This window comes from Rhizobium sp. AB2/73 (assembly GCF_020871915.1).
In the GTDB taxonomy this organism is placed as follows: Bacteria; Pseudomonadota; Alphaproteobacteria; order Rhizobiales; family Rhizobiaceae; genus Rhizobium; species Rhizobium dioscoreae.
The window spans coordinates 1,539,020-1,552,489 of record NZ_CP067071.1 but is presented as its reverse complement, the minus strand read 5'-3'; the positions used below and the strand labels follow the sequence as shown (position 1 = coordinate 1,552,489).

Below are 13,470 nucleotides of genomic sequence, written 5' to 3'. Positions count from 1 at the left end.
ACTCAGATTTGTTCTGGTGGGGCCAGACCCCTTTATTATCGCATTTGTCGCCGGTATTCGCGAATCACCGTGATTCTGCCAGAAACGGCACGCAAGAGCGATGGCGCCCCATAACGGCGCCGATTGATAAAGAGATTTGCGTTGCCGGGTGAGGAATGGCAAGCCCGATGGCCGATCGGAGGAAGTATCCGCATGCCAATGTCCACAGCTCATTTGCCCGTTCTGTCCGCAATCTCGGGGATTTTGCTTCTGGCGACGGGGCAGACCGCCTCCGCAGATATGTTGAAGCCGTTCAAGGACGAGCTGTTTTCAAATCAGACGGTCATCGAAAGTCACGACAATGGCGCGTTTCAGACGATCGATTATCAGGAAATGCGAGATATCAACGGCCGCGACCAGATTCCGGAAAAGCGCGTCAAGCCGGCCTATGTCGATACCGGCGTGCGATGGAAAGCGCAGGCGGACGAAACGCTTGAGATCGGCGACCGCAAAGTCGATGTCACCCGCATAGGCCCGGCATCAAGGCAGGCATTTACCGTGATCTTTATCCATGGCCGCGGCGGCGACCGCCGGCTCGGCTCCAGCGACTATACGTTCGGCGGCAATTTCAACCGGCTGAAGAACCTGGCTTACAAAAACGGCGGTACCTATTATGCCCCGAGCGTCAGGGGTTTCGACAGCAACGGCGTCGCCGATATCGCGGCGCTCATTCGCTACACTTACGAGCAATCCGCCGGCAAGCCCGTCATCCTCACCTGCGCTTCCATGGGCAGCTTCATCTGCTGGGGCATTACGCGCGATGCCGAAAGCGTCAAGCGGCTGAAGGGCATGGCGATCCTGAGTGGCGTTACCGATCCGGATTTCACGAAGAGCGCTTTTTACAAGGCAAAGCTGCCGATCTGGTTCACGCATGGCAGCAAGGATCCGGTCTATGCGGCGGCAGATCAGCAGGCGCTGTTTGAAAAACTCTACAAGGCGCATTATCCGACACGCTTCACGCTTTTCGAGACCGGCAATCACGGAACGCCGGTACGCATGACCGATTGGCGAAAGGTGCTAAACTGGCTCGTTGATCCACAGGCGTCGTGAAACACATCCCGCAATTCGATTTATTTTCCGGATAAGCATTTTTTCAAACGATTTGAACGGTTTCGGCCGTCTTCTCCAACTTTCCTTTGCTCCGTCTTTTTGTTAGTCCGGTAGATGAAATAGGGGGAGAAATCGGAATGACGAAGACGATACGGCCGCTTTTGGCCGGAAACTGGAAGATGAACGGAACGCGTGCGAGCCTCGATCAGATCAAGGCGATCGCGGATGGCGTCAAGACGCCGCTGTCGGAGAAAATCGACACGCTGCTTTGCCCCCCGGCGACGTTGCTCTATGTGGCGACGGCGCTTTGCGACGACAGCCCGCTCGCCATCGGCGCCCAGGATTGCCACCAGCAGGTCAGCGGCGCGCATACCGGCGATATTTCAGCTGAAATGATCGCCGACTGCTTCGGCACGCATGTCATCGTCGGCCATTCAGAGCGGCGCAGGAATCATGCCGAAAGCGACATGCTGGTGCGCGCCAAGGCGCAGGCGGCGCATGATGCCGGGCTGATCGCCATCATCTGCATCGGCGAAACGGCTTACGAGCGCAATAGCGGCCAGACGCTCGAGGTACTGAAGCGGGAGCTCGTGGGCTCCATTCCGGATGGCTCCACGGCACAGACGACGGTGATCGCTTACGAGCCAGTCTGGGCGATCGGCACCGGCGTGATTCCGACCCAGGAAAATGTCGAAGAGGCACATGCGTTCATCCGCGCCGAACTCATCGAGCGCTTCGGCAAGGAGGGGGCGAATATGCGAATCCTCTATGGCGGATCGGTCACCGGTGCCAATGCACGCGACCTTCTGGATGTTCCGCATGTCAACGGTGTGCTTGTCGGCGGACAGAGCTTGAAAGCGGTCGACTTCCTCGCCATTTATGCCGCATTCGAACGGCAGTTCGCCTGAAGCAACAACTTGCCCGGAATTCCGGCCTTAAAAGGGCTTGGAATAGGCGAGAGCCTCATGTAAAGAGCCGCGAGCTTTTATTTTTGATGCCCGCACCGGGCAGGACTGGATCTATGCAAACCGTACTGCTTGTCATCTATCTCATGGTTGTCGTCGCCCTTATCGGCGTGGTGCTGATTCAGCGCTCCGAAGGTGGCGGCCTTGGCATCGGCGGCGGCTCGGGCTTCATGTCTGCGCGCGGTACGGCCAACGCTTTGACGCGGACCACCGCCATTCTTGCCACGCTGTTCTTCGCACTTGCGCTCGGCATGAACGTGCTGTCCCGCTTCGAGGCTCGCCCGACCGACATTCTCAACCGCATTCCGAGCACGGCGGGTCAGGGCAACGGCATTCTCGATTCGCTCGGCGGCCAGAAGGGTGCTGCTCCGGCAACCACCCAGCCGAAGCCCGCCGATAATAGCGGTGTTCCGAATAGCGGTGCCGTCGCTCCGCAGTCGCAGGCAGCACCGCCTGCCGCGACGAATCAGGCAGCTCCTGCCCAGCAGGCTCCGGCCGCGACCGGTCAACAGACCGCGCCGGCGACGACCACACCCGCGCCAGCCGACAACGGCGGCGTCCCGACCGGTAAGTAATTCCGGTCGCCGAAGATCATCCCCGGCAGGTCCTCGGATCTGCCGGTTTTGTTTTGTCCATATTCCGCGTTCTGTAGCCAAAATTCCGGAAACGAATTTTAGGGCTAGCGGAATCATTTGTGAAAAGGTATCCGGTGACTCCCATGGCGCGATATGTATTCATCACTGGCGGCGTGGTTTCTTCCCTCGGAAAAGGAATTGCGGCTGCGGCTCTCGGAGCGTTGTTGCAGGCTCGTGGTTATCGAGTCCGCCTGCGCAAACTCGACCCCTATCTGAACGTGGACCCGGGCACGATGAGCCCGACCCAGCACGGCGAGGTCTTCGTCACCGACGACGGTGCGGAAACCGACCTCGATCTCGGCCACTATGAGCGCTTCACCGGCCGCTCGGCCACCAAGACCGACAACATCACCACCGGTCGCATCTACAAGAACATCATCGACAAGGAACGCCGCGGCGACTATCTCGGCGCGACCGTTCAGGTCATTCCGCACGTTACCAACGAGATCAAGGATTTCGTGACCGAAGGCAATGACGACTATGATTTCGTCATCTGCGAGATCGGCGGGACGGTCGGCGATATCGAAGCGATGCCCTTCATGGAAGCGATCCGCCAGCTCGGCAACGACCTGCCGCGCGGTACGGCTGTTTACGTTCATCTGACACTGATGCCCTATATTCCCGCTGCCGGCGAGCTGAAGACCAAGCCGACGCAGCATTCGGTCAAGGAACTGCAGGCGCTCGGCATTCATCCTGACATTCTGCTTGTACGCGCCGATCGGGAAATTCCCGAAGCCGAGCGTCGCAAGCTTTCGCTGTTCTGCAACGTGCGGGAATCTGCCGTCATTCAGGCGCTCGATGTCGCCAACATCTATGACGTGCCGATGGCCTACCACAAGGAAGGCCTCGACAACGAAGTTCTGGCTGCGTTCGGCATCGAGCCGGCCCCGAAGCCGCGCCTGGAGCAGTGGGAAGAGGTCTGCAATCGCATCCGCACGCCGGAAGGCGAGGTGACGATTGCCATCGTCGGCAAATATACCGGGCTCAAGGATGCGTATAAGTCGCTGATCGAGGCACTGCATCACGGCGGCATTGCCAACCGGGTCAAGGTCAAGCTCGAATGGATCGAATCCGAGGTCTTCGAAAAGGAAGATCCGGCGCCGTATCTCGAGAAGGTTCACGGCATTCTCGTCCCCGGCGGCTTTGGCGAGCGCGGTTCTGAAGGCAAGATTCTCGCCGCCCGTTTTGCGCGCGAGCGTAAGGTGCCGTATTTCGGCATCTGCTTCGGCATGCAGATGGCCGTCATCGAAGCGGCCCGCAATCTGGCCGGTGTCGAGCATGCCTCGTCGACCGAGTTCGGCCCGACCAAGGAGCCGGTCGTCGGCCTGATGACCGAATGGCTGAAGGGCAACGAGCTGCAGAAGCGCACGGCATCCGGCGATCTCGGCGGCACGATGCGCCTCGGCGCTTACAAGGCGGCCCTGAAGAAGGGCACGAAGATTTCCGAGATCTATGGCTCCACAGATATTTCGGAACGTCATCGCCATCGCTACGAGGTCAATGTCGACTACAAGGACAGGCTGGAAGATTGCGGCTTGACCTTCTCCGGCATGTCACCGGACGGCGTTCTGCCTGAAACGATCGAATATGCGGATCATCCGTGGTTTATCGGCGTTCAGTATCATCCGGAACTGAAGTCCCGTCCGCTGGAGCCGCATCCGCTGTTCTCGAGCTTCATCGAAGCGGCGACGGAACAGAGCCGGCTGGTTTAAGATTTGCAAATCGCTTGCGGTAGTCGCTCGGGCTCACCGCAAGCCTCTCCCGAAAATGATGGCGCATAGTGGCGAGCGATCCAAACCCGCTTGCCGCGGCTACATCGTCCAATGAAATGGCCGTTTGCTTTTCAAGCAGATCGCGGGCGCGCCTCAGCCGCTCGCTGAGCAGCCATTCCCCCGGCGCCATGCCGGTGGCCGCCTCGAAACGGCGCTGGAAGGTCCGCACACTCATGCCGGCCCGCGCTGCGAGTGCCGCAATGGGCTGTTCTTCCTGCAAACGCTCGCGCATCCATTCAAGCAGCGGGCCTAAACGGGCGCCCTCACGCTGTCTCAGAACCGGGGTTTCGATATATTGTGCCTGACCGCCCTCGCGATGGGGCGGAACCACGAGACGGCGGGCGACGCTGTTGGCGATATCCGGTCCGTAATCCCGGCGCACCACATGCAGGCAGAGGTCGATTGCGGCGGCACTGCCGGCGGCGGTCAGCACCTTGTCTTCATCGACATAGAGAACATCCGCGTCGACTGATATATCCGGATAACGCGCAGCAATGGAATCGACATAGCGCCAATGCGTCGTCGCCTTGCGGCCGGCGAGCAATCCCGCGGCGGCAAGGACGGCCACGCCGGAGCATAGCGACATGATCCGAACATCACGGCGGCTAGCCGCTTGGAGTTCGGCAACCAGCAGGGCAGGGACCGGCATTCCGATACCGCGCCAGCCGGGCACGATGATGAGGTCGGCATCGGCAAGGACTTCAATACCGTGGTCGACCTGTACCGTCAGCCCGCCCGCGGCGCGCAGAGGGCCATCCTCGATAGCGCAGGCGGAAAAGCGATACCAGTCCTCGCCCATTTCCGGACGCGACAGGCCAAAGATCTCATAGGCGACGCCGAATTCGAAGGTGCACAGCCCGTCATAGACAAGGGTGACGACATGGGGGCCGCGGAGATTGGGGTAATCTGAGTTTGGCATGATTTTGACGCTATATGGCATTTCGGCCAATTTCAACCATTGGATCGCTCAGGCATGAATGCACCGAACCAAATAAGGAGCGTTCCATGTCCCTCGTCAGTGAAATCCCCGTTGCAGACCCCAGTCTCGTCGCTGAGCACTACGCCAAGAGGCTTGGCTTCGAAACCGATTGCTCCGACGTCTACCAATCCATGACATCGGGCAATGTCGATTTCGTCCTGTTCGATGTCCGCGGCCCGGCCATGTTCCAGGAGAAGCATATCCCGGGTGCGATCACCCTGCCGCATGGCAAGATGACCGCGAGGAAGATGGCGGAATGGCCAGACGATACACTCTTCGTCGTCTATTGCGCCGGACCGCATTGCAACGGCACCGACAAGGCGGCATGGCGCCTGGGCACGCTCGGCAAGCGCGTGAAGGTCATGATCGGCGGCATGACCGGCTGGGCCGATGAGGGGTATCCGTTCGAGAAGGGCTGAGCGCAAAGGGCAGAGCCGACATAGACGGGTCTGCCCATTTTTACGACACTGCGAAAAACTTCGGCATCTGCGTCATTTGACTGTCGCGCTGCTTTCGTTTCCGTGACATTGTGCGAGTAAGCATAATGGGAACAAAAGTATGATTCTCAATCCATTTGATGATCGCGCGGAAAGGCCGCGGGCGAAGATCGCCTTCACCTTCGCGCTGCTGATCGTTTTCAATATTGCCGCCTGGATCTGGGCGTGGGTCGCTTTTGCAGACCATCCGTCTTTGCTTGGCATTGCGCTTCTTGCCTATATGTTCGGCCTGCGCCACGCCTTCGATGCCGATCACATCGCCGCCATCGACAATGTCGTGCGCAAGCTCATTCAGGAAAACAAGCAGCCCTATGCCGTCGGTTTCTTCTTCTCGCTCGGTCATTCCTCGATCGTCGTGATCGCCTCGATCCTGATTGCCGCAACGGCGGCTGCCATGCAGAGCCAGCTCGATTCCTTCCACGATATTGGCGGCGTCATCGGTACGACGGTTTCGGCGCTCTTTCTGCTGCTGATCGGCATTGCCAATCTCTTCGTCCTAAGAGGCGTCTGGTCCGCTTTCAGAAGGGCGCAGAGGGGTGAGCGGATCGCAGAAGAAGATCTCGACACTCTGCTTGCCGGCGGCGGTTTTCTGGCGCGCATCTTCCGGCCGATGTTCAAGGTCGTGACCCGCTCCTGGCATATGTATCCGATCGGCTTCCTTTTCGGCCTCGGCTTCGATACCGCAACGGAAATCGGGCTTCTCGGCATTTCGGCCGCTCAAGCCGCGCAGGGCATGTCCTTCTGGACCATACTCGTCTTCCCGGCGCTGTTCACCGCCGGCATGTCGCTCATGGATACGCTGGATAGCACGCTGATGACGGGTGCCTATGGCTGGGCGTTCGTGAAACCCGTGCGCAAGCTCTGGTACAATCTGACTATCACTGCGGCTTCAGTCGTCGTCGCCGTCTTCATCGGTGGTATCGAGGCTTTGGGGCTCATCGCCGACAAACTCGGCCTCGAAGGCAGCTTCTGGAGCTTCGTCGGCGAACTCAACGACAACCTTGCCAATTTCGGCTTCGCCGTCGTCGGCATCTTCTTGCTGAGCTGGCTGGTTTCGACCGTGCTCTACAAAGCCAGAGGCTACGACAACTTGCAGATCAATCGCTCATGACGCATCATCGCCCCAGGGATCGGGCATACCGTGACTGGAAATCGCCGTCCGCGGCTCCAGTCTCATGCGATGAGGGGCCGCAATCATGATCCAAGCAAGCAATCTTCGCAGCCTGGCGTTGGCAGCAGGCAGCCTATGCATCGCCGGTGCCGGCATGGCTTCCGCACAAGCCGTCGCAAATTGCCCATTGCAGCCTGCCGTCAGCACGACGCGCCAGGTCTTGAATTGTGAAGTCGGGCTTAGCGTCACCGTCGAGCGTGGCGCTCATTACCGGTTTGCAGACCGAAACCATGATGGCCGGGTGGATGCTCTCGTACTCGACAGCAAGGCAGCACTGGTGGATGTCGATCGCAACCGTGTTCAGGGCGGCTTCGAAGTGGTGACGCCGCAGGCGATTGCCGCCGTGCGCGGCACGCGCTGGGCCGTCGACGTGAAACGAGGCAACACGTCCGTGCTTGTCCTGCGCGGCCGGGTCGCGGTTAATAAGGTATCGACCGGGCAGGGGGTGACGTTAGGCCGAGGACAAGGCGTCGACGCCGACCGGGGGCGCGCCGCATTGCGTGTCACCAAATGGGGACAGCCGCGCATAAATGCTTTGATGGCGCGCCTCGGCGAGTGAGATTCCAACATCATGCGCAGACCGCCGCTGCAGACGCTGATTGCGCTTTTCCTGACTGCCGTCTGGGGAATAGGCCTGGGCGTCGCGCATCTGCGCGGTGACATTCCCTTTGTCGACGGCGCCGAAGCGACGCTCACGAATCTCCGCAATACGCTTGGCGGCAGCTTTCAGCCACCCGATCTCGTCACGATCATTGCCATAGACGATGAGACGTCGCGTATGGCGGGACACTATCCTTTGCCTCGCGCCACGCTCGCCAAAATGATCGATGCCGTCGGCGCATTGGGGCCGAAAGTCGTCGCGCTCGATCTGCTTCTGGTCGATGCCGGCGACGAGGCCGACGATGCGGCATTGGAACAATCGCTCAAACGGAACAAGGTTGTACTGGCCGCGGCCGGCATCTTTCCCGAAAGCCGCCAGCGCGTCACAGAAGATAGCAAGGAACCTCTCGCTCGCGTGCCCAGTGCGCTGCAATTCCTCGAACCGCAGCAGCGGTTCGCCGATGTCGCAAGCTATGGCATCGTCAATGTGCAGACCGACAAGGCGGGCACCCCGCGTTTCGTGCCGCTGCTGTTTCGCAGCGGCGAGCGGATCGAACCATCCTTTTCGCTGCGTGTCGTTTCCGCTGCAACCAACGAGCAGACAACCGTCATCTCTGATCATATCAAGATCGGTGACAGGTCCATCCAGACCGATACCGGCTATCTTATGCCGCTCTCGTTCTACGGTCCGCGCGGAACGATCCGCACCGTCAGCGCCAGTGCTGCGCTCAATGGACAATTGCCGGAGGCTGCGATCAAGGATCATATCATCGTTATCGGCGCGACCGTTACAGGCGGCGGCGATGTCTTTCCAACACCCTTCGATCCCGTTCTGCCGGGGGTCGAGGTTATCGCGACCTCGATCACGCATCTGATTGCCGGAGACGGGCTGGTACGCGACCGCAACGTCCGTTTTATCGACCTTTATTTCGCCCTCGGCCTGCCGCTGCTCGTCATTGCCCTTCTCTCCTGGCGGCGCAGCACCATCGGGCCGATAACAGTGCTCGGCGTCATGCTTGTCTGGTTCGCAGTCAATGTCAGCGCATTCAAGCATGGGATATGGCTGAGCGCGGCACTGCCGATTGCTGCGACCGCACCACCGATGCTGCTATATGGCGCCGCGCAACTTTGGCTCGACCGCAGGCGAGCGACGCGATTTGCCGAACAAAGCGAGCTCCTGCAGCGCATCGAGGCACCCGGTCTTGCCGAGCATCTTGCGCGCGATCCTGATTTTCTCGCAAGCCCTGTGCAGCAGGAAGCGGCCGTCGTCTTCATCGACATCAACGGCTTCACAGGTCTTAGCGAGGCCATTGGCCCGGCAGCTGTGCGGGAATTGCTGAACGGCTTCTACAATCTCGTCGACGAAGAGGTAACCGCATCCGGCGGCGCCATCACCAGCTTCATGGGTGACGGAGCGATGATCCTTTTCGGCCTGCCGCAGCCGAAGCCGAGTGATCCCGCCAATGCAGCGCACTGCTGCATTCGTCTCGCCGCGCGGATGAAGGGGTGGCTCTCAGCACTGCCGGAAACGGTCGCTTCCCGCATCGGTTTCAAGATCGGTGCGCATTGCGGCACCATCGTCGCCTCCCGGCTGGGTGGTGGAGGACGACAGCAGATCACCGCAACCGGCGACACCGTCAACGTCGCAAGCCGGCTGATGGAGGTCGCCGCCAGCAATCGCGCCGAAATCGCCATCAGCCATGAGCTATTGCTTTCCGCCGGTCGGGACAGCGCGCCTTTCAATGAGGGGAGCCTCGATGGCCCGATCGAAACAGGCTTGCGTGGTCGCGCCGGGACGTTGACCATATGGCTTTGGCGCAGCTGGCCGTGATCAAACCCGCCTCCACCTACCTGGTTTCATTCTCCCCACATCGGAATGATCGAAATCACCAGGAGGCACGCAAGAAAGATATTGACCGCGCGCCACTGCCATGCCGCTTTCAGCAGACGTCCGAGCATCTGCCCGAGAAGGCACCATACGGCGAGCGAGAAGGCTGCGATAAGGCAGAAAGTCACACCGAGCAATATACCAAGTCTGACGGGACTTTCTGCCAACGCAGCGAAAGAAGCAGCAGCCCCCATCGTCATGGCCCAGCCCTTGGGATTGTGCCAGAGCATCCATACGCCGGCGAGGAAGCCCGTCGGTCTCGCCATCTGCCCCACCTCGTGCGGCTGGCCGCTTCTGCCGATCCGAACGGCAAGCCAGAGCAGATAGAGAGAACCCAGCGTCTTCATGGCAATCTGCAGTATCGGCAGGGCCATCAAAACGCCGCCCACCCCGGCAGCCGCCGCGCAGGCCACGGAACCCAAGCCGAAGGCAAAACCGCCTATGACGGGTATGGAGCGACGGAAGCCGAAATGCGCGCCGGACGCAGTTGCGAGCGTGGTCGCACCGCCCGGCGTTATGGTGGAAACCAATGCGAAGAGTATCAGCGGCAGCAGAGGTTCGATTGTCATATCCAGCCCTTCTCAAATTGAAAAAGGCATAGGCGCAGCTCCCGCATCATGAAATCGAATATTGAAGGATCAAGGCATTAGCAATTATAATGCCCCGATGATCCGAAACTTCGACATTGCCCTGATCAGAACCTTCGCCACCGTTGCCGACCAAGGCAGCATGACGATATCAGCCAATATGCTGCATATGACACAGGGCGCCGTCAGCCAACAGATCAAGCGGTTGGAGGATATGCTCGGCTGCGCCCTATTCGAACGGGACAGACGCGGATTGCGGCTGACGGAGGCCGGTGAACGCCTGCGCGGCAATGCCCGCCGCCTATTGACGTTGAATGACGAGATCTGGGACGACATGACGGAAAGCACTGTTCGCGGTGGCGTCCGGCTCGGCGTTCCCTATGATCTCGTCGGGGCGACACTGGCTCCCGTGCTGAAATCCTATGCCCAGCGCCATCCGCAGGTGGAGATTTCGCTGGTCTGCGCATCGTCTCCGGAACTGCTGGAAGAACTGGGGAAGGGAACCGTCGACCTCTGTGTGGCGGAGGAACCATATGGCACGTCGCAAGGCGAACGCCTTGCTGTGGAGCGGCTTGTCTGGGTCGGAGCGAGGGGCGGCAATGCCCATCGCAAGGTACCTCTGCCGATTTCGATGGTCGCCGATACCTGTGCCTTCCGATCGTCGGTCTTTGCCGCACTCAGCAAGGATGGGTTGCGCTGGCGGACGGTCTTTGAGAACGGCAATATCGAAGCGACCACGGCGACGTTGCGCACGGATCTGGCTATCACCGCCTGGCTCGCTTCGACCGTTCCCACCGATCTCGATATCCTCACCGGCGAGCAGGGTCTGCCCGAGTTGCCGGTCTTCTCAATCAACCTGCATTTGCCGAAGGGCGGTGCAACACCGCAGGCGCTGGAGCTTGCCCGCCATATCCGCGAGGGCATGATGCGGCCGCGCCAATCCGCGGCCGCCTAGTTTCGTCCCCTGATAGAACTCGCCTATGCCGCCTTCGGCAGCGGACCGACATAGCGCGACTGCGGCCGGATCAGACGCCCATCGAGCGTCTGCTCGCGGGCGTGGGCGATCCAGCCGACCGTGCGGCCGATCGCGAAGACGCCTGTAAACGAGTTGCGTGGGAAGCCGAGAGCGTCGAGCAGCAGGGCCGTGTAGTATTCGACGTTGACGTCCAGGGGCCGATCCGGTTTGCGCTCCTTCAGCAACGCCAGTGCCGCCGCCTCAATGGCTTCCGCCAGCGCGATACGTCCAGCATCTGCCTGGCCACTCGCAAAGATCGGCTCAAGCGCCGTCTTCAGCGCATCGGCGCGTGGATCGCGGACGCGATAGATGCGGTGACCGAAACCCATCAGCCGCTCGCCACGATCGAGCGCGTCAGACAACCATGCCCGGGCATTTTCCGGTTTTCCGACGCCGTCAAACATGTCGAGGACAGGGCCGGGGGCGCCGCCATGCAACGGACCTTTAAGGGCGCTGATTGCGGCGAGCACCGAGGAGGTCAGACCGGCATGAGTCGAGGCGATGACGCGGGAGGCGAATGTGGAGGCATTCAAGCCGTGATCGGAAATCGTCACCAGATAGGCATCGAGGCCTGCGGTCTGCTCAGCGGTCGGGCTTCGACCCGTCAACATGCGCAGGATATCACCGGATTGGGACAAGGATGCATCCGGCTTTATCGGTGCTTCGCCTTTCTGCAGTCGCAAGATGGCCGGCAGGAAAACGGCCGGTGCCGCCATCAGGCGGATCGCGGTGGCGAAATCCTCACCGTCGGCCACGCGCGCCAGCAAGGCCCGCACGGCATCCACGGGTGGAAGCGCGAGCAGAGCGGCATCGGCGGCCTTCACATGCGGGAAAAGCGCAACGCGAGCCGCGCCGAGTTGAGTTCGGATGGAAGCTGCGTCGATATGTTCGTCAAACAAGCCATCCAGCAGCAGCGCCGCAACATCCTCGAAGCGGCTGGTCGCCACCAGATCATCGAGCGACACGCCGCGTATGATCAGGCGACCGGCAGCGCCGTCGACATCGGACAGCTTGGTTTCTGCGGCAATGACATCTTCAAGACCACTTTTCATTACGGTTCTCCTTTGACTATCCGATTAGATCGGATCTATTCCTGTTGACGTCAATCTTGACGCAATTGATCAATATGAGGACCGATGAGCTGGCTGACGGCAGAGCAGGCGCTGAACCTGCTGGGAACGAAATCACAGACGCTCTACGCCAATGTCAGCCGCGGGCGCATTCGTGCGAAAGCCGATCCCGCGGATACGCGGCGCAGCCTCTATTTTGCCGATGACGTCAAGCGATTGGCCACCCGCCACGCTGGAAGGCGCAAGACCGAGACGGTGGCCGCCGAGGCTATTCAATGGGGCGATCCGGTATTGCCATCCGCGCTGTCGACGGTTTCGAACGGCAGGCTCTTCTATCGCGGCAAGGATGTGGCGATGCTTGCCGAAAGCGTAAGCCTCGAGGATATCGCGCGGCTGCTTTGGGATATGAAGCGGCCGTTGCGATTCGATCCAAGCGAGGCGTGGCGGAAGCCGCCTTCCTTGGATAGTGCTTTGTCCGCGCTTGCCGAGCGCATAACAAGCGATCTGCCATCACTCGGGCGTTCGCTTCCGGCACTGCAAAATGAAGCCGAAAGCGTGTTTGGTACGGTGGCTGAGGCCCTGGCCCCGGGCGCGTGGGATCAACCGCTGCATCAGCGCCTCGCGGCTGCCTGGGACCGCCCCGATGCCGCCGATATGATCCGCCGCAGCCTTGTGCTGCTCGCCGATCACGAGCTGAACGCTTCGACCTTTGCAGCTCGGATCACGGCATCCGCAGGCGCCACGCTGTCCGCCGCCACTCTATCCGGCCTCTCCACGCTGACAGGTCCGCTGCATGGCGGAGCATGGCAGAGCGTGCGCGCGCTGATCGCGCGGGCAGCCACGATCGGGGTGGATGAGGCGGTCCGCAGCTATCTCGCGGAAGGACGGCCATTGCCGGCTTTCGGGCATCAGCTTTATCCTGATGTCGATATCCGCGGAGAGGCGTTGCTTGGCTGCTTCACGCTGCCGCCGCTCTTCGCCAGGGTTCGCGATATCGGCGAGCAGCTGGTTGGCGAGCGGGTCAATGTTGATTTCGCCCTGACGGCGATGACCCATGCCTATCATCTCCCGGAGAATGCGCCGCTGATCATCTTCGCGCTGGCACGGACGGTCGGCTGGCTTGCGCATGCCATGGAGCAGGCAACCAGCGGCAGACTCATTCGGCCGCGCGCGCGTTATGTCGGTCCGCCGGTACCATGATC

At 60.6% G+C, this 13,470-nt stretch carries 13 protein-coding genes; 10 read left to right on the top strand and 3 right to left on the bottom strand.

Annotated features, from left to right (window positions below; genetic code table 11):
- Positions 1 to 192: 192 nt before the first annotated feature.
- The 4 genes from I8E17_RS07795 to I8E17_RS07780 all read left to right on the top strand — a co-directional run bounded on the left by I8E17_RS07795 (position 193) and on the right by I8E17_RS07780 (position 4,401).
- A complete protein-coding gene (locus tag I8E17_RS07795; RefSeq protein WP_069612221.1) occupies positions 193 to 1,089 on the top strand; it encodes an alpha/beta fold hydrolase in 897 nt (298 codons plus the stop codon).
- Between the two features lie 137 nt (positions 1,090 to 1,226).
- Positions 1,227 to 1,997: a triose-phosphate isomerase gene (gene tpiA, locus I8E17_RS07790; RefSeq protein ID WP_069612220.1), complete on the top strand. Its 771-nt coding sequence runs from the start codon at positions 1,227 to 1,229 to the stop codon at positions 1,995 to 1,997.
- A 113-nt stretch (positions 1,998 to 2,110) separates the two neighbouring features.
- On the top strand, positions 2,111 to 2,629 hold the full coding sequence (secG, locus tag I8E17_RS07785; RefSeq protein WP_069612219.1) for a preprotein translocase subunit SecG: 519 nt from the start codon (positions 2,111 to 2,113) through the stop codon (positions 2,627 to 2,629).
- Between the two features lie 143 nt (positions 2,630 to 2,772).
- Positions 2,773 to 4,401 (top strand): CTP synthase, encoded by a 1,629-nt coding sequence (locus tag I8E17_RS07780; protein ID WP_069612218.1) that lies wholly within the window; start codon positions 2,773 to 2,775, stop codon positions 4,399 to 4,401.
- Here I8E17_RS07780 and ftrA read toward each other — a convergent pair.
- Positions 4,364 to 5,401, bottom strand: a complete 1,038-nt coding sequence (gene ftrA / locus I8E17_RS07775; protein WP_069612217.1) for a transcriptional regulator FtrA — start codon at positions 5,399 to 5,401, stop codon at positions 4,364 to 4,366. The two genes, I8E17_RS07780 and ftrA, sit on opposite strands and share 38 nt — an antisense overlap.
- A 65-nt stretch (positions 5,402 to 5,466) precedes the next feature.
- Between ftrA and I8E17_RS07770 the strand changes: the two genes are divergently transcribed.
- From I8E17_RS07770 to I8E17_RS07755, 4 genes are all read left to right on the top strand, one after another.
- Positions 5,467 to 5,859: a rhodanese-like domain-containing protein gene (locus I8E17_RS07770; RefSeq protein ID WP_219510721.1), complete on the top strand. Its 393-nt coding sequence runs from the start codon at positions 5,467 to 5,469 to the stop codon at positions 5,857 to 5,859.
- Positions 5,860 to 5,998: 139 nt separating this feature from the next.
- A complete protein-coding gene (locus tag I8E17_RS07765) occupies positions 5,999 to 7,048 on the top strand; it encodes a HoxN/HupN/NixA family nickel/cobalt transporter (RefSeq protein WP_069612215.1) in 1,050 nt (349 codons plus the stop codon).
- An 85-nt stretch (positions 7,049 to 7,133) separates the two neighbouring features.
- Positions 7,134 to 7,667, top strand: a complete 534-nt coding sequence (locus I8E17_RS07760; protein ID WP_069612214.1) for a FecR domain-containing protein — start codon at positions 7,134 to 7,136, stop codon at positions 7,665 to 7,667.
- A gap of 12 nt (positions 7,668 to 7,679) precedes the next feature.
- A complete protein-coding gene (locus I8E17_RS07755; RefSeq protein WP_069612213.1) occupies positions 7,680 to 9,539 on the top strand; it encodes an adenylate/guanylate cyclase domain-containing protein in 1,860 nt (619 codons plus the stop codon).
- A 26-nt stretch (positions 9,540 to 9,565) separates the two neighbouring features.
- On the opposite strand, the gene I8E17_RS07750 is transcribed toward I8E17_RS07755, so the two are convergent.
- Positions 9,566 to 10,165 (bottom strand): LysE family translocator, encoded by a 600-nt coding sequence (locus I8E17_RS07750; protein WP_069612212.1) that lies wholly within the window; start codon positions 10,163 to 10,165, stop codon positions 9,566 to 9,568.
- Positions 10,166 to 10,262: 97 nt separating this feature from the next.
- On the opposite strand from I8E17_RS07750, the gene I8E17_RS07745 reads away from it, so the two are divergent.
- The gene (locus I8E17_RS07745) at positions 10,263 to 11,138 is read left to right on the top strand and encodes a LysR family transcriptional regulator (RefSeq protein ID WP_176728002.1); all 876 of its coding nucleotides are present in this window, start codon (positions 10,263 to 10,265) and stop codon (positions 11,136 to 11,138) included.
- Positions 11,139 to 11,161: 23 nt separating this feature from the next.
- On the opposite strand, the gene I8E17_RS07740 is transcribed toward I8E17_RS07745, so the two are convergent.
- On the bottom strand, positions 11,162 to 12,250 hold the full coding sequence (locus I8E17_RS07740) for a citrate synthase/methylcitrate synthase (RefSeq protein WP_069612210.1): 1,089 nt from the start codon (positions 12,248 to 12,250) through the stop codon (positions 11,162 to 11,164).
- A gap of 84 nt (positions 12,251 to 12,334) precedes the next feature.
- Here I8E17_RS07740 and I8E17_RS07735 point away from each other — a divergent pair, with 84 nt between their 5' ends.
- A complete protein-coding gene (locus I8E17_RS07735) occupies positions 12,335 to 13,468 on the top strand; it encodes a citrate synthase (RefSeq protein WP_069612209.1) in 1,134 nt (377 codons plus the stop codon).
- Positions 13,469 to 13,470 lie beyond the last annotated feature (2 nt).

Bases quoted from the DNA above. Each gene is read 5' to 3' on its own strand.
- I8E17_RS07795 (WP_069612221.1), top strand. From the start codon at position 193: ATGCCAATGTCCACAGCTCATTTGCCCGTTCTGTCCGCAATCTCGGGG.
- tpiA (WP_069612220.1), top strand. From the start codon at position 1,227: ATGACGAAGACGATACGGCCGCTTTTGGCCGGAAACTGGAAGATGAAC.
- secG (WP_069612219.1), top strand. From the start codon at position 2,111: ATGCAAACCGTACTGCTTGTCATCTATCTCATGGTTGTCGTCGCCCTT.
- I8E17_RS07780 (WP_069612218.1), top strand. From the start codon at position 2,773: ATGGCGCGATATGTATTCATCACTGGCGGCGTGGTTTCTTCCCTCGGA.
- ftrA (WP_069612217.1), bottom strand. From the start codon at position 5,401: ATGCCATATAGCGTCAAAATCATGCCAAACTCAGATTACCCCAATCTC.
- I8E17_RS07770 (WP_219510721.1), top strand. From the start codon at position 5,467: ATGTCCCTCGTCAGTGAAATCCCCGTTGCAGACCCCAGTCTCGTCGCT.
- I8E17_RS07765 (WP_069612215.1), top strand. From the start codon at position 5,999: ATGATTCTCAATCCATTTGATGATCGCGCGGAAAGGCCGCGGGCGAAG.
- I8E17_RS07760 (WP_069612214.1), top strand. From the start codon at position 7,134: ATGATCCAAGCAAGCAATCTTCGCAGCCTGGCGTTGGCAGCAGGCAGC.
- I8E17_RS07755 (WP_069612213.1), top strand. From the start codon at position 7,680: ATGCGCAGACCGCCGCTGCAGACGCTGATTGCGCTTTTCCTGACTGCC.
- I8E17_RS07750 (WP_069612212.1), bottom strand. From the start codon at position 10,165: ATGACAATCGAACCTCTGCTGCCGCTGATACTCTTCGCATTGGTTTCC.
- I8E17_RS07745 (WP_176728002.1), top strand. From the start codon at position 10,263: ATGATCCGAAACTTCGACATTGCCCTGATCAGAACCTTCGCCACCGTT.
- I8E17_RS07740 (WP_069612210.1), bottom strand. From the start codon at position 12,250: ATGAAAAGTGGTCTTGAAGATGTCATTGCCGCAGAAACCAAGCTGTCC.
- I8E17_RS07735 (WP_069612209.1), top strand. From the start codon at position 12,335: ATGAGCTGGCTGACGGCAGAGCAGGCGCTGAACCTGCTGGGAACGAAA.